Source organism: Snodgrassella alvi (assembly GCF_002777855.1).
Classification (GTDB): domain Bacteria; phylum Pseudomonadota; class Gammaproteobacteria; order Burkholderiales; family Neisseriaceae; genus Snodgrassella; species Snodgrassella alvi_E.
Genome location: NZ_MEIK01000040.1, coordinates 129,412 through 151,627, shown reverse-complemented (window position 1 = coordinate 151,627; position 22,216 = coordinate 129,412). Strand labels below are relative to the sequence as shown.

Below are 22,216 nucleotides of genomic sequence, written 5' to 3'. Positions count from 1 at the left end.
ATGAAAACCCGTATTCATGGCTGGCCGCAATATCTGGACAGGCTTTCTGCCTTACTTAATATTGCCCGCATGAGCCTGTTGTTTTCCATCATGACTTTTTACGTCCTGACCCGAAACATGGATGAACCGGGACTAAGCGTACCAATATTCAATAAACCTGAGCTCTACAGCTGGGCGGCACTTTACGGTTTTCTGATTTTGTTTTCGATGCTGGTACCGCGTTGGCAAAATCAGCCAGATGCCCTACCTAATGTTAATGCGGCTGTAGACATCACCATGATTGCATGGCTGATGAGTATGGCTGGTGGTGTGGACAGCGGCTTTGGTATTTTGTTGTTGCCATTTGTGGCTGCCGCTTGCTTGTTTAGTCGTGGTCGTTATCCGCTAATATATGCAGGATATGTCACCTTACTGATTGTAATCATTACTTGGTTGCAAATTAGCCGTAATGGTTTTGAAAATATCAGTATGCGGATTTGTACCATCGCGTTTATGCTGATTGCAGCTGTTTACCTTGTGGCTGGGCTGACCGCTTATGTGGCCACTTCACTAGCTCGCTCGCAAAATCTGCAATATCAGCAATCAAAGATGCTCGACAGTTATCGCCACCTGCTGGATCGTGCTTTTAATTATGTGCAGGAAGGGGTAGTGGTATTAGATGAGAGTGGCATGATATGGTTAATTAACCGTAAAGCACAGAAATATTTTCCTATGCTGGTGGTGGATACTCGCACAGTTATTTTTCGTCAGATTATGCATTACTGGCACACAGAGCAGAAAAATATATTTGAAATCAACTGTACCCTCAATGGTTTGCCGATGCGAGTACATGCGCGACTGCTACAGGAGGCCAATACGCCCTTATTGATGTTGTCTATGCGTGCCCGTACTGAAATAGATCAGGAGGCTATGGCTCTCAAACTGGCATCTTTAGGGCAATTAACCGCTAATCTGGCACATGAAATACGCAATCCGATGTCCGCTGTACGTCAAGCCAATGAACTATTGCAGGAGGAAGAAAACGATCCGGCACGGCTGAAACTGTTTCATATTGTGGACAATAATATCAGTCGGATTGATAAAATGCTTGAAGACATCGGCGTCTTAAATAAACGTGATAAGAAAAACAGGCAGGTTATTGATTTGCGCGTTTTCTGGTCTGCGTTTGTACAGGAATTCATACTGATTAAACCTCAGGCTTTGCATTGTATTAAGCTTGAAGCCGACAGCGAACCATTGGTAGTCAGTTGTGACTCAATACATTTGCAACAGATAATGTGGAATCTAATGAATAATGCTTGGCGACACAGCCAGCAGAATAAAGAGGCTATTCGGGTTGTCATGCGCAAAGAATGGCAGCAGAAAATTTCAATTATAGTGATAGATAATGGTGCGGGTGTGAGTGCAGAGAATCAGTTACATCTATTTGAGCCATTTTTTACTACTGAGCCCAGTGGTACGGGGCTGGGGCTGTATGTGGCGCGTGAACTGGCTTTAGCCAATCACGGACAGTTAAATTACAGTCCGCAATTAAATGGATTTGAATTGACTTTGCCAAGGATGGTTGATGAATAGTCAGGTAGAATTAAAAAAGCCAGTGCTGGTAATAGATGATGAAGCTGATATTCGTGATTTAATGGAATTAACCCTGATAAAAATGGGTTTATCTGTCCAGACCGCTGCCGGCGTGGCTGAAGCCAAAAAAGCATTACGTAATCATGCTTTCTCTCTGGTACTTACTGATATGCGTATGCCAGACGGATCTGGTCTGGAAATTGTAGATTATATAACCGAGCATAATCTGGATATTCCGATTGCTGTGATTACTGCTTACGGTAATGCAGTGCAAGCAGTGCAGGCATTAAAAAATGGTGCTTTTGATTATCTGCAAAAACCCATTACTCTGGCACAACTACGCACATTAGTTAAATCTGTGCTGACAATCAACCATAGCTCTGATACCGACTCAATTACTAAAGCAGCCACAAGCACTAAACAATCTGAAGTGAAATCCCAGAATGTTTCTGAGCCAGGTAGAGGAAACCAAAGTGCTGCTCAAGAGCGATTGCTTGGTCACTCCCCTTTAATTGCTGAAGTGCGACAATTAATAAGCAAACTGGCTAAATCCAATGTACCCGTCTATATTGCCGGGGAATCCGGTAGTGGAAAAGAGCAAGCAGCCCGCAGTATTCATGAACAATCAGCACGTAAAGATAAAGCATTTGTTGCAGTCAATTGCGGGGCGATTCCAGAAGCATTGATGGAAAGTGAGTTTTTTGGTTATAAAAAAGGGAGTTTTACCGGCGCAGACAATGACAGAGCAGGATTTTTTCAGCATGCAGATGGTGGTACATTATTTTTGGATGAAGTGGCTGATTTGCCATTATCCATGCAAGTAAAGCTTTTGCGTGCCATTCAGGAACGAGCTGTTCGCCGGATTGGTGAAATGGAAGAAAAGCAAGTTGATGTCCGTATTATCTGTGCTACTCATAAAGACCTGAATGCTTTGGTAGAAACGGGACAATTTCGGCAGGATTTGTTTTACCGTCTAAATGTGGTGTCCATAACCATGCCCCCTTTACGTGAATTACGTGATGATTTACCAGAACTGATTCAGGTTTTGTTGCGACGTATTCTACGTGATGAAACCATGACCCTGAGCCCAGCAGCTGAGCAAGCTTTATTGCAATATAGCTATCCCGGCAATTTTCGCGAGCTGGAAAATATATTAGAACGAGCAATCGCGTTATCAAAAAATCATATTATCGAAGTTGATGATTTACAGATTCAAAGTTTCTCATTTGATAATCAGCGTAATTTATCGACAGATAGTGTCCATAATCCTGCCGAGGAAAATCCTGCAAGGACAGATTTTCAGTTTGGTCATACCCAGATTCAGGACTATCTCGACGATGTAGAACGTCATATTCTGCAGCAGGCATTAGCACAGACCCGTTATAACCGTACACAAGCGGCAAAACTGCTGGGCATCAGCTTTAGATCAATGCGTTATCGAATGGAACGATTGGGTATTGCCTAATGATACAAGCAATGGTTCTAACTGGGCAGATTGTAGACCTCAGTAAATTGTGCATGCCTCTGCAAAATCTATTAGAGACAGAAAAACTGCACTTTCAGCCGCAGCCACCTGCGCATGGTTTGTACTTGTATTATGATGATTACGGCCTTGCTCTGGCTAAAGCCGGAAATAAGGGTGTTGTACGTGTGGATTTCGTGCAGGGAACAGCTAGGCACCGGCGCCTGTTTGGCGGTGGTGAACTGCTGGCTCGTGCCGTACAGGCTAAAACTCAGCCGCTGGTCTGGGATGCTACTGGTGGGCTGGGTCGAGATGCGTTTGTGATGGCTTCTCTGGGATTAGAGGTGCTGGTATTTGAACGCAATCCTTATGTCCATGCTTTGTTGGCAGATGGTTTGCAAAGAGCACTCGCAGATCATAATACAGCTCAGATAGCACAGAGGATTAATCTGAAATATGGCAGTATAACTTGTAAAGCGGCAATGCAAAAATCTGATTGCTTGCCAGATGTGATATATCTGGATCCAATGTACCCCCAAAAGCAGAAATCAGCGGCGGTAAAAAAGGAAATGGCTTATTTCCATGAGCTGCTTGGAACCGCCGATGAGAATAACGACACGGATTTATTACTGGCAGCACAACAGCTTGCTTGTAAACGAGTGGTTGTAAAACGGCCAGCTAATGGTAGATTTTTGGCAGAAAAGCAGCCGGCTTTTCAGTATTTAGGCAAAACCACGCGTTTTGATGGGTATATTCCATTATAATTTATTTAGGCAGCATTTTTTTAGAAGAGAATCAATAATATAGTAATCTGTGTAGCATAGGGGAGAATATTGAATGGCCAGAAAAATATGGGCCTACGCCAAAGATGTACATGAGCAATTTATCTACAACAAGCAATTGGAAAAGCTTGAAATCTTCTATATCTGGGATGTGCTGAAATTAAAACAGCAACACCCTGAAGCTTATTCAGGACTCAAGTTTTATTCAACCGAATTTGATGAAATCAACCGGCAGGAATTAATACCAACTGAATATGGATTTTTCAGATATCAATCGGATGAAGTTGATAAGAACAGGCAAGAATCAATATATCATTCAACAGCAATGTTGGTTTTGCAGGAAATGTCTGAAATAAATTTCACAATTGATAATGATAAATATAATTTCAGATTTTCAAAATTCTTGGTTGAACCATGCCTGAAATTTCAACATTTTGATAAAAATGAAGAAAAATATTATCCGGATTTAATCGGTTATTTTGGTGAAGACTGTGAATTATACGATAAATGGAATGGATGTCTGGCGATAGAAGTAGTTTTTACTAATCCCTGTTATCAGAAAAAAATAAATTCATTTGAGAAAAATCATATTCCCATTATCGAAGTGAGCATCTCAAAAAAACTAAAGCTTGATACAGAATTTTGTGGAGAAATAAATTTTACAGTTGATGAAGTTAAAAAATATTACCATGCACTGAAAAAAATATTTGCAAAAAAAGTGTATGGCAAAATCCGTTCGGATCCTGTATCAAAAAAATATCATCAAAATAAAATAAATAATCTTGAAATTTTATATCAGCAGACTTTACTTGAACTTGAAAATCAACAGTTAAAACAACACAGCAATAGTCAACTATATGAACAGTATGCAAAGCTGAATCAGGAATATAAAAAATTGCAAGCCAATATGTCTAATCTGAATCAAATGATGAGTGATATGCAGCAAAGAGAATGGATTTTGAATACCCGTTTAAATCATTATTTGAATATGGGTTTTTGGCAGAGACTAAAGTTTTTGTTGCAGATACCCATTGAATAATCAAGCAAGCTGCTAATCATTTAGCAGCTTGCTTGACTATTGAAAAATATTTTCAGAAAGTATAGCCGGTCTGAATTTCTTCAGCTCCGATCAACTCAGTGATTAATTGCAACAATGGGCGCAACTCATGATAACGTCGGCTAGTCTTGCGTAAATATTTTAGGAAGCGATGAATTTCACTACGGTATTTGTCTTTACCATCACGATAATACAATCGGGCAAAAATACCGGCTACTTTCAGATGACGCTGCACGCCCATCAATTCAAAGTCACGGTAGAAATGGTCAAAATCATTATGAACCGGTAGTCCGGCAGCGCGGGCTTTCTCCCAGTATCGAATAACTATGTCCAGTATAAATTCTTCATCCCATTCAATAAAAGCATCGCGAAGCAACGAGACTAAGTCATAAGTAATTGGACCGTATAATGCATCTTGAAAATCCAGAATACCGGGGCGGCCGCGAGTAAGCATAATATTACGTACAATGTAGTCACGATGTACATAAACCTTTGGTTGAGCCAGAATGGCCGGTAAGACGGCAGATACAGCCTGTTGCCACAAATGTTGCTGTTTTTCAGTCAGAGATAAGCCAAGTTCTTTTTGTACATACCATTCTGGAAACAGTTGCATTTCGCGTGTCATGACTGTTTCATCATATATTGGTAGTTGATCAGGTAGACTAGCCTTTTGCAGGGTAATTAACTCATCAACTGCTTCAAGTAATAATATCTTATGCACTTCAGGACGTTTATCTTGCAATAGTGCTGCCAGATAGGGGGTATGGCCGAAGTCCTCCAGTGCCATGAATCCTTTTTGCACGTCTGCATGATAAATTTTGGGTACATTTATGGCCTGAAAAAGGTGCTGTACCTTGATATAAGGCTGAATGCTCATTTTATCAGGTGGCGCATCCATACAGATTACACTGTGGTTATCCTTGAAAACAGCTCGGAAATAACGGCGGAAATCAGCATCAGCAGCAGCAAAGCTAAGAACAAAATCCTGTTGCGGATAACATGTATGTAACCATTTTTTTAGTTCGGATTCTCGTTGCATGGCATTTTTCAGGTTAAAATAAACGCTATTTTAACTGGCAAAGCCGTTTAGGTGATACTTTGTCCTACATATTTTCCCCCAAACCATTGGCCTTGGCCTTAACAACTGTGTTTTGTGCTTTTCCAGCACTAGCTTTGGCTGCTTCTCCTCTTTCTATGGGTGAGGGTAATGTCTGTACCGCACCTCAGCGTCCGAAACACTTTGTCAAACCTGTGCAAAGCAGTGGTGAATCCAATCCGGGTACAGACGTAACGCGGGTTGTAGCTGATGACGTCAATGGACAATCACAAGTGCAAGTGCATGCCAAAGGCAATGTGATTATAGAACGTAATGATGTCACCCTGAACTCAGACTGGGCTGATTATGATCAGCAAAGCCAGATTATCAAAGCTGGAGACCACTTTACACTGGATAATGGTGAAAGCCGCGTCAGCGGCGAGCATGTAACTTATGACATGGCTAAAAGTACCGGAGTGGGTGATGCCGGCCGCTTTGAAATGGAAAAGGACAACCGTCGTCTACAAGGCGTTGGTGACGAAATACAGATGGGCGGTAAAAATCGCTATCGTTTGCAAAGTGCCAAGTTCAATACCTGTAATCCAGGTGATGACAGCTGGTATATTCGTTCCGGTAGTATTGATTTGGATTACGATAAAAACGTTGGTGTGGCTCGTAATGCAACACTGGTGTTTGGCGGGGTTCCTCTATTCTATACACCATGGATTGATTTTCCACTAAATGGCAGCCGTAAGAGCGGTTTTCTTGCTCCAACCATTAAGGGCGGTTCTGATGGTTTTGAGCTGATGACCCCCTATTATCTGAATCTGGCTCCAAATTATGATGCTACCATCCGACCCCATTTAATCAGTAGCCGTGGTATCCAACTCGGAGGTGATTTTCGCTATCTACAACCGAAATATCAGGGACAGCTTAGTGCTGACTGGGTACCCAGTGACCAGAAGAGTAGCCACAAAAATCGTGCTGAAGTAGATTTCACCCATACTCAACAGCTAGCAAAAGGCTTAAGCGGCGGCATTGATTATCATCAGGTTTCAGATGATGATTATCGCCGAGATTTCTGGAGCGGTGATAGTGGTAGTGTAAATCTGAACCAACAGGCTTGGCTAAATTATCATCAAGATATATGGGGTGGTACATTTGACGGTAACCTGATGGTGCAAAAATATCAGACATTGGCTTCTACCAGTGGCTATAAAGATCAACCTTATTCACGCCTGCCACGCCTATCTGCCACATGGAACCGTTACTTTGGCAACCATTACGCCGTAAATGTATATGCAGAAGCTACCCGATTTGAAGGTAAAGAAACGGGTCATAAAGATTGGCTGAATAAATATCCGAATGGTACGCGGCTGGTATTATTTCCATCTTTGACCGCTGATTACTCTACCACATGGGGATATGTACGGCCTAAGCTGAGTTTCCATGCCACACATTACGATATGAGCAAACAGAATAATCAGGATAAACGCAGCATGGATCGTGCAGTTCCTTTGCTCAGCGTAGATTCAGGTATGACGTTTGAGCGGTTGTGGAAAACTAGAAACATGCATAAAGGGTTTATTCAGACACTGGAACCACGCTTGTTCTATACATATATACCACGACGCAATCAAGAAGATATGCCCTTATTTGATACAGCTGAAAACAGTTTTACTTATGATCAATTGTTCCGTGAAAACCGGTATTCCGGTCAGGATAGAATCAATGCGGCTAATTTTCTGACTACTGCATTGCAATCACGTGTATATGATAGTACTACTGGCATTGAACGATTTGCGGCCGGTATTGGCCAGCGTTTTTATTTTCAGGATGATAATGTTAAACTGAATGAAAACACTCCGAAAAACAAAGAACGCAAACGCTCAGACATGGTGGCTTTTGGTCGTGCGGCTCTGAGTAATCACATTACTGCTGAATCCAAATGGCATTACAATCAGGATCTGAAAACATCTGAAAGTTATAATTTTGGCATCCGCTACACGCCAAAACCTGGTAAAACCATTAGTGTTCGTTACAAATATGGTCGTGATGAAAATCTCTATGATGATGTTTATGGCAAAATGCGTTCTATTGATGTAGGAGTCCAGTGGCCGGTAAGCCGCAATTATTATCTTGTTGCGCGTCAAAATTATGATTTTGCTCACAGTGTCACCCTTAATCAGACCATTGGTCTGGAATATCAGAGTCCTTGCCACTGCTGGAGTGCGGGCCTAGTCGGTGCACGCTATACAGATGACTATAAAAAACGTAAAACCGCCGTATTATTTCAATTACAGTTGCGAGACCTGACCGGAGTGGGTAATGGTCCTCTTAGCCAGCTTGGTTCACAAATTCCCGGTTACAGCAATACTTACGAGGTAAAACATTAATGAAGCGCATACATAAATGGTTGGCAACAAGCATAATGGCCGTGGCCATTCCTTCTGCACTGGCACTAGATATCAAACCGGTTGATAACATTGTTGCTGTCGTCAATGATGATGTAATAACTAAGCAAGAGCTGGATTTGGTGACTAATCAGATGCGTTCACAACTGCCTAAAGGCAAATCAGTTAGTGCAGCTGATTTAGAGCAGCAGGCACTGGCACAATTGATACGCAAAGATTTATTGGTACAAGCGGCCAAACGTGCCAATATTCGTTTGAGTAATGCCGATGTAAATGAAGCAATTGAACAATTTGCCGCTCAGCGCCATATGACGGCTAAAGAGCTAATTCAGCGTATTGCCAAAGAAGGTATCAGTGAAAATCAACTGCGACGCACCATGACTGAAAATCTTTTAGCTCAAAAAATAGAGCAGAGTGAAGTGATGGGTAAAAGTCAGGTAAGTGATGCTGAAATTGATGATGCCATTGCCCGTGCTCAGCAGGAGGGTCGTCCTTTACCTCCACCTATCACAGCATATTCCTATCATGTGCAACATATTCTCTTGAAAAATGATAATGATATTACTCGCAAACTGATTGAGCAGATTGCCCAGCAGGCACGTTCTGGTGCATCGTTTGAACAGTTAGCTCGCCAGTATTCTCAAGATGGCAGTGCTCAAAATGGTGGTGATTTGGGCTGGATTATAGATGGTGAAACTGTCCCGCCGTTTGAGGCGGCTGTTAAATCTTTACAGCCGGGACAGATATCGATGCCAGTTCGTACTCAATTCGGATGGCATGTAATTCGATTGATTGATGTCAGAAGCAATGACACTCCAGCAGAACGTCAGCGTAATGGCATGCGTGCAGTGCTGGTGCAGGAAAAACGAGAACTATTATTACAGAATTTCCTGAAGCAATTGGAGGATCAGGCATATATCAATGTTCGACCTCAGGACTGAAAATGGTGAGTGGGGTGAATTTTTCTCATCAGCAGCCTGTGATTGCCATTACCAGTGGCGAGCCTTCAGGAATTGGTCCTGATATCTGTTTGGATCTGGCTGGCGCTGATTTGCCGGTACGCATTGTGGTTCTGGGTGACAAACAGCTGTTGGAGCAGCGGGCTGCATTATTGGGTAAACATATTTTCATTCAGTCTTATCAGCGAGATACTCAACCGAAAAAAGGGATGCTGGAAATTTGTCATATTCCCGTGCAAGTACCAGTTCGGGCCGGTTTGTTGGATGTTCACAATGCAGATTATGTATTGCAGTTGCTAAATAGAGCATATACAGGTATTGAACAGGGTGAATTTGCGGCCATGGTCACTGCACCAGTACACAAAGGAATCATCAATGATAGCGGTATACCTTTCAGTGGACATACCGAATATTTGGCAGCAAAAAGTGATACGCCCTTAGTGGTTATGATGCTGGCTGGAGGCGGTTTGAAAGTAGCTCTGGCTACAACTCATTTACCATTGCGAAAAGTAGCTGATGCGCTGACGGCTGAATTATTGACAGAAGTTCTTATTATCCTGCATCGTGACTTACAGCATAAATTTGGTCTGTCACAACCACGCATTCTTGTTGCCGGACTCAATCCGCATGCCGGAGAAAACGGACATTTGGGACATGAAGAAAATACTATTATCACTCCTGTGATTAAGAAGTTGCAACAGCAAAATATGCAAGTCAGCGGCCCTTTTCCAGCAGATACACTATTTCAGCCATTTATGCTTAAAGAAGCAGACGCGGTTTTGGCTATGTATCATGATCAGGGACTGCCTGTATTAAAATATGCCAGTTTTGGCGAAGGAGTGAATATCACTCTGGGATTACCATTTATACGTACTTCAGTAGATCATGGTACTGCTCTGGACCTTGCCGGGACGGGGAAAGCCAGCAGCAGCAGTTTATTTGCCGCGGTCAGCAGTGCGATTGAAATGTGTCACAGAAGTAAGTTCAAATAATGCACTTACCCGTAATTGATAAATACGGGCAGACATCATAAAATCAGATTAACGTACGGCATGGAAAATACTGATATGGCTACGCCGTTTATTGAAATGAAGGATGTGGTTTTTGCCTATGGCGATCGACCCATTCTTAAAAACATAAATTTTAAGCTGGAGCAAGGAAGTTTTACCGCAATCATGGGCAGTTCTGGTAGCGGTAAGACCACCTTGCTACGCTTGATTACTGGTCAGATTACCGCGCAGCAGGGACAGGTGCTGATTAATGGCCGCGATATTGCTAAATTCAGCCGCGAAGAGTTGTATCATCATCGCCGCAATATGGGTGTTCTGTTTCAGTTTGGTGCGCTGTTTACAGATTTGTCGGTTTTCGATAATGTGGCTTTTCCGATGCGCGAACACACTGATTTACCAGAAAGCATGATTCATGATCTGGTAATCATGAAGCTGAATGCGGTAGGTTTGCGTGGCGTAGAAAAATTAATGCCGTCCGAACTTTCCGGCGGTATGTCCCGCCGAGTGGCACTAGCACGCACTATTGCACTTGATCCGGCCTTATTGCTATATGATGAACCATTTACCGGTCTGGATCCAATTTCGCTGGGTGTGATAGCAGGCTTGGTAAGTAAAGTAAACAAAGCTTTGCAAACCACGAGTGTAATGGTGACACACGATATACAGCAATCACTGGATATAGCCAGCCATGTGGTTTTTCTGGCACATGGGGAAATTATTTTTTCCGGTTCACCACACCAAATGCGTGAACTGGATTCACCATGGGTAAATCAGTTTATACATGGTCAGGCTGACGGGCCGGTGGCATTTCGCTATCCGGCAACCACTACCTTACAACAGGATTTAGACATCGCGTGATGAAAGCTATAGAAGAACTGGGTGCAAAAACCCTCAGTTTTGTCCAGCACCTTGGGCGCGCCACTTTATTTCTGTTTGCTGCGTTGTTGCGCAGCGGAACAGTGTTACGCCGGCCGGGACTGATGATAAGGCAAATGTATTTTTCTGGGGTACTTTCCATTATCATCATTGCCGTATCTGGCCTATTTGTCGGTATGGTGCTGGGATTGCAAGCTTATACACAGCTGGCGAAATTTAAATCGGCTGATATATTGGGATATATGGTGGCTGCTGCTATGCTGCGCGAACTGGGACCTGTACTGGCAGCCATTCTATTTGCCAGCAGCGCAGGAGGTGCCATGACCAGTGAAATCGGGCTAATGAAAACAACAGAGCAGCTGGAAGCCATGAATGTTATGGCCATTGATCCAGTGGCTAGAGTTGTGGCACCACGGTTTTGGGCAGGTGTGCTCTCCATGCCTTTGTTGGCTTCCATCTTTAATGTGGCCGGTGTCTATGGTGCTTATCTGATCGGCGTAAAATATTTTGGTATGGATGACGGTGTATTTTGGGGGCAGATGCAGAATAATCTGGATTTCTATTATGATGTGGTAAACGGCCTGATTAAATCTCTGGTATTTGGTGTGATCGTCACACTGATTGCAGTTTATCAGGGTTTTTATGCACAACCGACTTCAGAGGGTATTCTGCGTGCCAATACACGAACCGTGGTATCCAGCTCCCTGACCATTCTGGCAGTGGATTTTATGCTGACCGCACTGATGTTTACCAAATAAGATATGGATTAACAGGATAATGATATGAAAAAAAACAGTCTAGAAATGCTGGTTGGTCTATTTGTCTTAATAGGCATCGTGGCAATATTGTTTTTATCTTTTCGTGTAGCAGGTGGAAATGGTGTCGGTTCTTCACAGCCTACTTATACTTTATCTGCATCATTCAGTGATATTGGAGGGCTCAAAGCACAGGCTCCAGTTAAAGCTGCTGGTGTAGTGGTAGGACGGGTAGACAAAATAGTACTTGATCCAAAAACCTATTGGGCAAAAGTAACTTTAAAAATTGATAAACAGTACCAATTTAGTACAGATACTTCTGCGCAAATCCTGACTTCCGGATTACTCGGTGATCAGTATGTGGGGCTGGAGCAGGGTGGAGATCCAGATAATCTGGCCGACGGAGATACCATTACCATTACTAGCTCTGCTTTGGTTCTGGAACAGCTTATTGGAAAATTTATGACCAATTTTGCTGAAGGCAACGCTAAAGATGATCACAAAAAAACGGCTGACAGCACTGCTGCCAGTGAATAAAAGCAATTGAAGTTGTAAATCTAATAAAATTTAATTTTAAGGCTTATTTATAATGAAACTAAACAAATCTAAATTTTTGGGTGCATTAAGCATTTGTATCATGAGTATCAGCATGGCTATTGCTTCGCCACAACAGGCTGTAAGCCAGCTAAAGGAGAATGCTACTCAAGTATTAGATATACTGGGGGCCGCTAATGGTAAAAATGACGAGCAGGTACGGCGTCAGGCGGAAAATTATGCCATTCCTTATTTTGATTTTGAACGCATGACTGCTCTGGCCGTTGGAGCACCTTGGCGTACTGCTACACCTGCCCAGCAACAGGATCTGACAAAAGAATTTAAAACACTACTGATTCGTACCTATTCCGGTACCATGCTCAAATTCAGAAACGCAAAAGCGAATGTATACAACAATCCTGTTGTTAATAAAAACGGGCGTGAAATTATTGTACGTGTGGATGTCACCACTCCTAACAGTAAGCCAGTACGTATGGATTACACAATGTATCAGTCTGGCAATATGTACCGAATTTATAATGTTGCTGTAGAAGGTGCCAGTTTGGTTACTGTTTACCGTAACCAATTTAATCAGACCATTAGCCAGAAAGGTATCGATGGCCTGGTAGCTGAGTTACGTGCTAAAAACGGTAGATAATTATGCAAACCACTGTGCAGGGAAAAACCCTGATGATTCATGACAAAGTTACCATGAGTACAGTAGGAGAGAACGATTATAAGCAGTTCAGTGACTGTATCCGCAATGGTGAGATTGAAAAAGTGGATGTCAGTGGGGTGACCGAAGCCGATTCAGCCTGTGTAGCTTTACTTGTGGCTGCTAAAAGATTGGCACACAGACAGAAATTTATGTTGCACATCGCCGGTGTGCCGGCAGGGCTGATTACCCTAATGGCACTGTACGGTGTAGAGGAATCGTTACAATGATTAAAAAAAAATTACTGGCTACCACACTGTTGTTGTTTCTGTGTCAGGCGGGCTGGGCTGAAGATCAGCCCTATAAAGATCCATATGAAGGTTATAACCGGGTGATGTTTAATATCAATGATCACTTGGATCAATACATCATGACACCTGTTGCACGTGGATATCGTAAAGTTACACCTTCTCCGGTACGAACCGGAGTGAACAACTTTTTCAATAATCTGCGAGATGTAGTTAGTTTCGGTAGTAATTTGCTGCGGCTGGATATTGAGAAAGCCAGTACAGATTTTGTTCGAGTAGGGATCAATACTACTTTTGGTTTGGGTGGATTACTGGATATTGCTGACGCAGGCCAAATTCCAAATAACAAAAATACTCTTGGTGACACATTTGCTTCTTGGGGCTGGAAAAACAGTAATTATTTTGTTTATCCGATATTTGGACCTTCTACTGTGCGCGATAGTATAGGCAGCACTATTACAGACGCCTTTCCTGTTGAAAATGCCATTTTTAAGGATGATGCAATACGTTGGAGTCTGGCCGGATTGAATGGTGTTGCCACTCGTGAAAGCTTACTGGATGTAACGGACAGTTTGAATGATGCTGCGTTGGATCGTTACACCTATATGCGTGATGTGTATATGAAACTACGCAATAAGCAGGTAGGCGGAACACTGTTTCCAGATGATGACGATGACGACGATGATGATATCGATACTCTGGTTGCTCCTGGCAGTGATACAGCTAATACTCAGCCGCAAGCTGCAAAACAGGTTGACAAAGCTCCGGTTGTGAAAGCCGATAAAGCAGCTGTTTCTACTGACAACACTGCTGCTGATAAGGCTGAAACTATTTCAGATGAATCAGCCGATAAAGCTCAACCAGAAAGTGCAGTGCCATCTGTTTCATCTTACTGGGATATGCACTAAAGCTGTATACTATCTTGTTAAAACGCCAGTTATTAATTGAAATTCAGCTCGTAGCACAACAGGAATACAAATATGTATGAAGTTAACCGCAGTGTATTTTTGCTTGTACCGCTTGATCCTTTTTGGATATGGCTTCAAAATCTGCCGAATATAGATCTGGATGAATTGTCACTTGAAGTATTACAGCAGGACGCAAATGCTTATCTGACTTCTGCCTGTGAAAATATAGATGACTTATGGGTGGAAATAGAAGAGCGTTATCAGGATATCTTTGCTGCAGAGCTAGCGGACTGGTGTGAGGATGAAAATCTCTGGCCAGCCATAAATCTGGAGATATTCAAAAGCTGGTTTGGAATAAAAATTTCCACCGTAGTCACTGATTTAGCACAGGAAGAACTGGCACGAGAAGCTTTTGTACCAATTACCTTGAATTAAACTAGAGAAATCATTTATTAAAAAAGCCAATGTTATGCATCGGCTTTTTTGCATTGTCTGACTGTTCTCAGCCCTTATTCTGTTGTATTGAAAAATCCTTTTGCTTATCTGTTAAACTATATTCTCTTACCAATACTTTAATCCTAATAACATGATTTAAAATATCACACCTAATGTATACCAAAAATTTCAAAACGGTTTGTCCACCGTATAGATTCGGAATTTATCCATATGCAGCACAGTAGTAAGTCGATATCGCGTCGACATTTGCTTCTAGCAGGCAGTGCAGTGGTATTTGGAGCAACTCTGCCTCGCCTTGCTATGGCTGGTGCACAACGCGAGGAAACGCTTTCTGATGATGTGGCTTCTGTAATGCGGAATGCAGTCAGCAATGCTAATCCGCCACGGCTTATATTTGCTTCTGCGGCAGAGGCCAGTCGTTGGTTAAACGCGATGTCAACACGACTGACGCCATATGTTCCAGATGATTATGCGCGCAAACGTTTACTGACTAATATTCAATACGAAGCCATGCGCGCCGGTCTGGATACGCAGGTAATACTCGGTCTGATAGAAGTAGAAAGCCGTTTTCGTCAATATGCAATTTCAGGTGTTGGCGCACGTGGTTTAATGCAGGTTATGCCATTCTGGGTCAGACAGATTGGGCGGCCGGAACATAACTTATTCGATATTCGCACTAACTTACGCTATGGTTGTACCATTCTGCGATATTATCGCAATCGTGAGAATGGTAATATGGCTCGCGCACTTGCGCGGTATAATGGTAGTTTAGGCCGGACTACTTATTCAAATGCGGTTATCAGCGCTTGGCAGCGGCACTGGCAATGGGCGTGAACCCATTCTGCAATAGCAAAGATTTACTTTTAACATGGGTTGTCTAGCAAGACAGCCTGCACTTATTTTAGGAAACCACCATGTCTGTTAATAAAGTCATCCTGGTTGGCCGTTTGGGTCGAGACCCTGAAACGCGTTATATGCCTAGTGGCGATGCCGTAACCAACTTTTCCATTGCTACTGATGAACAGTGGCGTGACCGTAATGGCGAGCGCCAGACCCGAACTGAATGGCACAATATCACGCTGTTTGGCAAACTGGGCGAAATTGCCAGCCAGTATCTGCGCAAGGGAAGTCAGGTATTTATCGAAGGCCGTATCCAGAGCCGTAAATATAGTGGTAAGGATGGAATCGAACGAACGGCTTATGACATCATCGGAAGTGAAATGAAAATGCTGGGTAGCCGCAATGATACAGGCGCAGCAGGTGGCAGCTATGATCAGATGGGCGGCGGAGCTGATTATGCTCAGGGTGGTAATTTTAGTCAGGGTGGCTATGATGCTGCACCTGCCGCCTCAAGCCCACCACCGGCTGCTCCACGTCGTCAGGCTCCACGTCCAGCACCTGCACCGGCACCAATAGATGATATTGATGATGACATCCCATTTTAATATTGGTTTTTTTGTTGTCTCTTATCTGAATCAGCAATTTGAAATTTAAATTCTATGAAGATTTTGCCTTTTGGATGAATTATCCAAAAGGCATTTCGTTTAACCACAGCTGAAAATGATATTTATAAATTAAATATGGTTGATAAATAGTATATTTAAGCTATAAATTATTGATATTTTTATCGTAAATAAAAATTTTGTACTATTCGATATTAGTTAATAGTAGAGAAATTATCCTAACAATTATAAAATATTATAATAAATGAATATTTTTTTACTCTCAAACCAAATTGACGATAAATTATTCAATAAATATAGCGAGTATTACTGGTAGTGAGTTTTTGGGATTTTGTACTGAATAATGCAAATTTCTATATAAAAATTTTTATTTTCTCAACCTTTTTGGACATATCTGTAAATGTAAATTTTGCCCTATGTGTCAATTCGTTTAACTAGCTGTATATTGTACTGATTCGCTTCAGCCAACAAATTCAAAGAGCAAGAAAATGAGTAAAAGTATTAGAGAGTAGTAGTCAAAGATAATTAAGTTGAATTTTGCCTATCTGGGTTGAATTTTTGCTTAAATATGTGTCAGGAATAACTAAATTAAGTTTAAATACTAATGTGAGTTTACTGACTATGATGTGCAGGCTGCCTTGGTTATAACCATTGCTATTTTTTATACTGGTCTGCTAAAATAGCATACATGGAACAGCGCAAGCCGCCGGAATCGGGCGGCTTGCTTTTTGTTATTAATACGAAATACCGCAAGTGTATTTAGCTGTGGTATCTTGGAGAAATATGATGCAAAAAATTCCGTTGACCATATTGGGCGCTGATTTGCTGAAACAGGAACTACAAGAACTGAAGAGCGTAGCTCGTCCGGCGGTAATTGAAGCGATTGCTGAAGCTCGTTCGCATGGGGATTTGTCCGAAAATGCAGAATATGAAGCGGCCAAGGAAAAACAGGGTTTTATTGAAGGTCGCATTGCAGAAATTGAGCACAAATTGTCTCTAGCACACATTATCGACCCGAAAGAAACCAATGCCGATGGTAAGGTGGTATTTGGCGCTACTGTGAAAATGCAGGATCTGGAAACTGAGGAAGTGGTGAGTTACCAGATTGTTGGAGAAGATGAAGCCGATATCAAAAAAGCTAAGATTTTTGTTGGTTCGCCGATAGCACGTGCACTCATTGGTAAGGAAGAAGGCGATGTGGCTGAAGTTCAGGCACCGGGTGGGGTGCGTGAATACGAAATTCTAGAGGTTTTCTATATTTAATCAGCCTGCTGAGTGCTGATTTTTCTTCTGGTTAAATGCCACCGCTCAAATAACTAAGCGATTCATAGAATGAATCGCTTTTTGTTTATTCGGTTTTGCGGCGATATAACACCAGCTGTTTCCCTATATGTTGTATCAGTTCAGCACCTGTTGCAGAGCACAAAGCTTCGGCAATGGATACGCGTGCAGTGCGGTCGTCCCCTGCCACTTGTACTTTAATCAGTTCGTGTGCATCCAGATTGCGGCTGGTTTCTGTGATGATTTCTTGTGTTAATCTGTTCTGGCCAATCAGTACCACTGCATGCAGCTGATGTGCACGCGCTTTCAATGCCATTTTATCTTTGCTGTTTAGTTTGTCAGTTGCCATTTAAGTTTCCATAAAGCTGTATCGACTAATTGGTTGAGCAGATACACAGGTTAAGTTCAGATTGAGCTATTTTAATTGAGGCGGTCAAATTTTTATAGTTAATATCTATCTCTTTCTATGAAAAAAGGATAATGTAGGTCTGTCCTGATTTGCAATGGGTAATTGGTAAAACATCGGTTTTTTAGCAGATTAAAGAATTTGTTATTTATATAATTTAAGGCTGGCTGATGTGGCCTACATGTTTTTAATTGTGCTTAATTTCGCGGTTTTACACGGGCTAAGCTCTGTATTCTGTTGCGATTTCACGATACAATGATAAAGTTTTTTCAAGAATTTGTATCATGGGTGTTCGTTCTAAATCTTCCAGTGCATGGCTCAATGAGCATGTAAATGATCATTATGTTCATCTGGCACAAAAAGAGGGCTATCGAGCTCGTGCAGCCTATAAGTTGCTGGAAATCAATGAAAAAGATCATCTGATAAAGCCCGGTGCGGTAGTGGCTGACCTTGGCAGTGCGCCAGGTAGCTGGTCGCAGGTTGCTGTGAAGCTGGCTGGGAAGCAGGGCAAGGTTTTTGCATTGGATATTCTGCCCATGGAACCGGTGGCTGGGGTAGATTTTATTCAAGGTGATTTCCGGAATAATGATGTTCTGCAGCAGTTTGAAAGTTTGCTAGCCGGCTGTGCGTTAGATCTTGTAATTTGTGATATGGCACCCAATATGTCAGGCAATAACATTACTGATCAGGCACGCAGTTTGTATCTTGCTGAGCTGGGTCTGGAGTTTGCGCAGGCACATCTGAAACAAAATGGAGATTTTCTGGTGAAGGTGTTTCAGGGCAGTGGTTTGCAAGAGTTTCAGCAGCTAATGAAAAATAGCTTTGCTCAGGTTATGATTCGTAAGCCTAAGGCTTCACGTGATCGCTCTAGTGAGGTTTATCTGCTTGGTCGCGGTAAAAAACAGTTGTGACGGCCTGTGCCTGTGTAGGTTTGGGTCAGATCACTATTCTAAACAACAATTATTTAACCTCCTTAGGAGTTTGTGACAGTGCGGAATACCGTAAAGAATCTTTTGGTCTGGCTGGTGCTGGCGCTTGTGCTTATGGCCGCATTCAATGCCATCACTGAGAAAAAAGAGAGTAAACAGCAGATTGAATACTCTCAGTTTATTCAGCAGGTTAACAAGGGTGAGATTGCTAGCGTAAATATTGAAGGTTCGGTGATTAATGGCTTCCAAGTTAAAGGCTTGCGCAACGATAAATCAGCCTTTACGACTAATGCGCCGACTCCGCTGGAAACTAATTTTGTTAGTAATCTGATGGCGAAGAATATTCGTGTCAATGTGATTCCGGAAGAAAAACCGGGATTTCTGACTAATCTATTTTTCAGTCTTTTGCCAGTATTGCTGCTGATCGGGGTATGGTTCTATTTTATGCGCTCTATGCAGGGTGGCGGCGGCGGAAAAGGCGGTGCCTTTTCTTTCGGTAAAAGCCGTGCCCGTTTACTGGATAAAGAGGCCAATAAAATTACCTTTGCCGATGTGGCTGGGTGTGATGAGGCAAAAGAAGAAGTTCAGGAAATTGTAGATTATCTGCGTGCACCGCAACGCTATCAGACGCTGGGTGGCCGTGTGCCCCGTGGTATTCTGATGTGTGGTAGTCCTGGTACTGGTAAAACTTTGCTGGCTAAGGCAATTGCCGGAGAGGCTCAGGTACCTTTTTTCAGTATTTCCGGTTCTGATTTTGTAGAAATGTTTGTCGGTGTGGGTGCTTCACGTGTGCGCGATATGTTCGAGCAGGCAAAGAAAAATGCTCCGTGTATTATTTTCATCGATGAAATTGATGCAGTAGGCCGCCAGCGCGGTGCTGGTTTAGGTGGTGGTAATGATGAACGTGAGCAGACATTAAATCAGCTGCTAGTGGAAATGGATGGTTTTGAAAGCAATACAACAGTTATTGTGATTGCTGCTACTAACCGTCCGGATGTGCTGGATCCGGCACTGATGCGTCCTGGTCGCTTTGACCGTCAGGTTGTGGTTCCTTTGCCTGATATTCGTGGCCGTGAACAGATTCTAAAAGTGCATGCTAATAAAGTACCGCTGGATCAATCAGTGGATCTACCGGTGCTGGCACGTGGTACGCCTGGATTTTCCGGTGCTGATCTGGCCAATTTGGTGAATGAGGCTGCGCTGTTTGCTGGTCGTCGCAACAAAACTAAAGTAGACATGAGCGACTTTGAGGATGCTAAAGATAAAATTTATATGGGACCGGAACGTCGCTCTATGGTGATGCATGAGGACGAGAAAAAAGCTACTGCTTACCATGAATCCGGCCATGCAGTGGTTGCGGAAACGCTGGACTATACTGACCCTGTGCATAAAGTAACGATTATGCCGCGCGGTCGTGCATTAGGTCTGACTTGGCAGTTGCCGGAACGTGACCGTATCAGTATGTATGAAGATCAGATGTTGAATCAGATTTCCATTCTGTTTGGTGGTCGTATTGCGGAGCAGCTGTTTATTGGTCGTGTGTCTACCGGTGCTTCTAACGACTTCGAACGGGCGACTCAGATTGCGCGTGAAATGGTGACGCGTTATGGGATGTCGAAGAAGATGGGTCCGGTGGTTTATGGTGAAAATGAGAATGAAGTATTCCTTGGACGTTCCGTAACGCAGTCGAAAAATATTTCTGAAAAAACCATGCAGGAAGTGGATGCTGAAGTGCGGCGTATTCTTGATGAGCAATATGAAGTTGCTTATAAGATTCTGGATGAAAACCGTGACAAGATGCATACCATGGCTAAAGCACTGATTGAGTGGGAAACCATTGATCGTGATCAGGTACTGGAAATTATGGCCGGTAAGCAGCCCAGTCCACCAAAGGACTACAGTGATAATGTTGTAAAAGAAGCTGAAACCGAGCAACCTGTAGCAGAAGCTTCAGCTAGTGAAAATGCGCAGGTACCGGCGGACACAGCTGATGCTGGCTCGAAAGCGCCTGAACCAGAGCAGAAGTCAGAGCAATAATATATTTGTTTTTCAACGGCAGCCAAAGCTGCCGTTTTTTACATCTGCAAGTAGTATTGTTTACTACTTTTCATATTATGATATTTGGTTATTGTTACGATATTTAGTCTTGTGAATGATGATGTTATAAGCTGGTAATAAAAGCTGATTGAGCGAAATGAAAAAATTCGTCTAGATGATAAGTATATGTAATTTAATTTATTTTATATTCACAGGCTGTTGATAGGCTACTGGTCTATGGGTATGAATGAGTTGCCTTTTTTTCAGTTTGAGATGGACACTAAGTACAAAAAGTTTTGATGTGCCGGCAATGATGCTTAGCTGTATTAGTAAGAAAGTAATTAAGGTGTAGTGTTATTAATTAGTGCAGAAAGATAGTAATTAGTTATGAATAATTTAAAGCATGCTCACTGGCAGTGTGGCCGATTTCAAATAGATTTGAAGCAGCCAAAAATCATGGGGATTGTTAATTTAACGCCGGACTCTTTTTCTGATGGTGGTCGTTACAATACTTCACTGACCGTGGCTCTGAATCATGCGGAACAATTACTGAAAGACGGGGCAGATATTTTAGATATTGGCGGCGAAAGCTCGCGTCCGGGTTCTGATTATGTTTCTCCGGAGGAAGAATGGGCTCGGATTGAACCACTATTGCGTGAATTAAGAAAATGGAATGTGCCGGTAACGGTGGATACACGGCGGGCATGGGTGATGCGCCGATTGCTCGAAGCACAACTGGCTGATGGTATCAATGATATACAGGCTCTGGAAGATGCTGATGCGGTGACTATGCTGTCTCAGCAGCCGGATGTGGGTGTGTGTTTGATGCATATGCAGGGAAAACCGGAAAATATGCAGCATAATCCAGTATATGAAGATGTGGTGGCTGAAGTAGGAAGTTATCTACACCGACGAGTACAGGTATGTGAACAGGCCGGAATTAGCCGTGAGCGTTTGACAATAGACCCTGGCTTTGGTTTTGGTAAAACGCTGGAGCATAATATTGCTTTGATGCAGAATTTTGCTACATGGCAGGAAATGAGTGGCTGTCCGGCTTTGATTGGTGTATCGCGTAAAACGATGATTGGTCTGCTGACGGCTGAAAGTGAGCCGCAACAGCGAGTAGCAGGCAGTGTGGTGGCTGCGGTAGCCGCAGTGGCACGCGGAGCAGCTATTGTGCGAGTCCATGATGTGCGCGAAACAAGGCAGGGTTTACAGATATGGTCTGCCTTGGGCTTTGGTTTCTAGTTTAGCTACTTTAATCAATATGGTTTCGCTTTTTATGTTTTGATAAAACATTTGAGTAATGAATA

22 protein-coding genes are annotated in these 22,216 nt (G+C 42.7%); 20 read left to right on the top strand and 2 right to left on the bottom strand.

Annotated elements, in window-relative coordinates:
* The 4 genes from BHC43_RS09675 (at position 1) to BHC43_RS09660 (ending at position 4,858) form a co-directional block, all read left to right on the top strand.
* Positions 1–1,575, top strand: a complete 1,575-nt coding sequence (locus BHC43_RS09675) for an ATP-binding protein (protein WP_100151731.1) — start codon at positions 1–3, stop codon at positions 1,573–1,575.
* Positions 1,568–3,040 (top strand): sigma-54-dependent transcriptional regulator, encoded by a 1,473-nt coding sequence (locus BHC43_RS09670; protein ID WP_100157259.1) that lies wholly within the window; start codon positions 1,568–1,570, stop codon positions 3,038–3,040. Before BHC43_RS09675 ends, BHC43_RS09670 begins: the two co-directional genes overlap by 8 nt.
* The gene (locus tag BHC43_RS09665; protein WP_257378017.1) at positions 3,040–3,801 is read left to right on the top strand and encodes a class I SAM-dependent methyltransferase; all 762 of its coding nucleotides are present in this window, start codon (positions 3,040–3,042) and stop codon (positions 3,799–3,801) included. The genes BHC43_RS09670 and BHC43_RS09665 overlap by 1 nt, the downstream gene beginning before the upstream one ends.
* Positions 3,802–3,874: 73 nt before the next feature.
* Entirely contained in the window at positions 3,875–4,858 is a 984-nt protein-coding gene (locus BHC43_RS09660; RefSeq protein ID WP_100157258.1) for a hypothetical protein, read from the top strand.
* 52 nt (positions 4,859–4,910) lie between these two features.
* On the opposite strand, the gene amgK is transcribed toward BHC43_RS09660, so the two are convergent.
* Positions 4,911–5,915 carry an N-acetylmuramate/N-acetylglucosamine kinase AmgK gene (amgK, locus tag BHC43_RS09655; RefSeq protein WP_100140378.1) on the bottom strand — a complete coding sequence of 335 codons (1,005 nt, stop codon included), beginning with the start codon at positions 5,913–5,915 and terminating at the stop codon, positions 4,911–4,913.
* Positions 5,916–5,974: 59 nt separating this feature from the next.
* Here amgK and BHC43_RS09650 point away from each other — a divergent pair, with 59 nt between their 5' ends.
* The 13 genes from BHC43_RS09650 to greA all read left to right on the top strand — a co-directional run bounded on the left by BHC43_RS09650 (position 5,975) and on the right by greA (position 17,513).
* A complete protein-coding gene (locus BHC43_RS09650) occupies positions 5,975–8,308 on the top strand; it encodes an LPS-assembly protein LptD (RefSeq protein WP_100157257.1) in 2,334 nt (777 codons plus the stop codon).
* Positions 8,308–9,267, top strand: a complete 960-nt coding sequence (locus BHC43_RS09645; protein WP_100140376.1) for a peptidylprolyl isomerase — start codon at positions 8,308–8,310, stop codon at positions 9,265–9,267. Before BHC43_RS09650 ends, BHC43_RS09645 begins: the two co-directional genes overlap by 1 nt.
* Positions 9,268–9,269: 2 nt before the next feature.
* Positions 9,270–10,277 (top strand): 4-hydroxythreonine-4-phosphate dehydrogenase PdxA, encoded by a 1,008-nt coding sequence (gene pdxA / locus BHC43_RS09640; protein WP_100157256.1) that lies wholly within the window; start codon positions 9,270–9,272, stop codon positions 10,275–10,277.
* Positions 10,278–10,352: 75 nt separating this feature from the next.
* Positions 10,353–11,153 carry an ABC transporter ATP-binding protein gene (locus tag BHC43_RS09635; protein ID WP_100157255.1) on the top strand — a complete coding sequence of 267 codons (801 nt, stop codon included), beginning with the start codon at positions 10,353–10,355 and terminating at the stop codon, positions 11,151–11,153.
* Positions 11,153–11,929, top strand: a complete 777-nt coding sequence (gene mlaE / locus BHC43_RS09630) for a lipid asymmetry maintenance ABC transporter permease subunit MlaE (RefSeq protein WP_100157254.1) — start codon at positions 11,153–11,155, stop codon at positions 11,927–11,929. Before BHC43_RS09635 ends, mlaE begins: the two co-directional genes overlap by 1 nt.
* A 24-nt stretch (positions 11,930–11,953) precedes the next feature.
* Positions 11,954–12,463 carry an outer membrane lipid asymmetry maintenance protein MlaD gene (gene mlaD, locus BHC43_RS09625; protein ID WP_100157253.1) on the top strand — a complete coding sequence of 170 codons (510 nt, stop codon included), beginning with the start codon at positions 11,954–11,956 and terminating at the stop codon, positions 12,461–12,463.
* A gap of 52 nt (positions 12,464–12,515) precedes the next feature.
* The gene (locus BHC43_RS09620) at positions 12,516–13,118 is read left to right on the top strand and encodes an MlaC/ttg2D family ABC transporter substrate-binding protein (RefSeq protein WP_100140372.1); all 603 of its coding nucleotides are present in this window, start codon (positions 12,516–12,518) and stop codon (positions 13,116–13,118) included.
* Between the two features lie 2 nt (positions 13,119–13,120).
* On the top strand, positions 13,121–13,405 hold the full coding sequence (locus BHC43_RS09615) for an STAS domain-containing protein (RefSeq protein WP_100157252.1): 285 nt from the start codon (positions 13,121–13,123) through the stop codon (positions 13,403–13,405).
* Positions 13,405–14,331 carry an MlaA family lipoprotein gene (locus tag BHC43_RS09610; RefSeq protein WP_373880593.1) on the top strand — a complete coding sequence of 309 codons (927 nt, stop codon included), beginning with the start codon at positions 13,405–13,407 and terminating at the stop codon, positions 14,329–14,331. Before BHC43_RS09615 ends, BHC43_RS09610 begins: the two co-directional genes overlap by 1 nt.
* 72 nt (positions 14,332–14,403) lie before the next feature.
* Positions 14,404–14,766, top strand: a complete 363-nt coding sequence (locus BHC43_RS09605; RefSeq protein ID WP_100140369.1) for a VacJ — start codon at positions 14,404–14,406, stop codon at positions 14,764–14,766.
* A gap of 231 nt (positions 14,767–14,997) precedes the next feature.
* Positions 14,998–15,621, top strand: a complete 624-nt coding sequence (locus tag BHC43_RS09600; protein WP_100151725.1) for a lytic transglycosylase domain-containing protein — start codon at positions 14,998–15,000, stop codon at positions 15,619–15,621.
* Positions 15,622–15,701: 80 nt separating this feature from the next.
* The gene (locus BHC43_RS09595) at positions 15,702–16,232 is read left to right on the top strand and encodes a single-stranded DNA-binding protein (RefSeq protein WP_100151724.1); all 531 of its coding nucleotides are present in this window, start codon (positions 15,702–15,704) and stop codon (positions 16,230–16,232) included.
* An 804-nt stretch (positions 16,233–17,036) separates the two neighbouring features.
* Complete coding sequence (gene greA / locus BHC43_RS09590; protein ID WP_100140532.1) at positions 17,037–17,513, top strand: transcription elongation factor GreA; 477 nt, start codon at positions 17,037–17,039, stop codon at positions 17,511–17,513.
* Positions 17,514–17,598: 85 nt separating this feature from the next.
* On the opposite strand, the gene yhbY is transcribed toward greA, so the two are convergent.
* The gene (gene yhbY / locus BHC43_RS09585; protein ID WP_100157251.1) at positions 17,599–17,880 is read right to left on the bottom strand and encodes a ribosome assembly RNA-binding protein YhbY; all 282 of its coding nucleotides are present in this window, start codon (positions 17,878–17,880) and stop codon (positions 17,599–17,601) included.
* A gap of 341 nt (positions 17,881–18,221) precedes the next feature.
* Between yhbY and BHC43_RS09580 the strand changes: the two genes are divergently transcribed.
* The 3 genes from BHC43_RS09580 (at position 18,222) to folP (ending at position 22,151) form a co-directional block, all read left to right on the top strand.
* On the top strand, positions 18,222–18,848 hold the full coding sequence (locus tag BHC43_RS09580) for an RlmE family RNA methyltransferase (protein WP_100151722.1): 627 nt from the start codon (positions 18,222–18,224) through the stop codon (positions 18,846–18,848).
* Between the two features lie 78 nt (positions 18,849–18,926).
* Positions 18,927–20,903 carry an ATP-dependent zinc metalloprotease FtsH gene (gene ftsH / locus BHC43_RS09575; RefSeq protein ID WP_100140364.1) on the top strand — a complete coding sequence of 659 codons (1,977 nt, stop codon included), beginning with the start codon at positions 18,927–18,929 and terminating at the stop codon, positions 20,901–20,903.
* A 387-nt stretch (positions 20,904–21,290) separates the two neighbouring features.
* Positions 21,291–22,151: a dihydropteroate synthase gene (gene folP / locus BHC43_RS09570; protein WP_100157250.1), complete on the top strand. Its 861-nt coding sequence runs from the start codon at positions 21,291–21,293 to the stop codon at positions 22,149–22,151.
* The last annotated feature ends 65 nt before the right edge of the window (positions 22,152–22,216 follow it).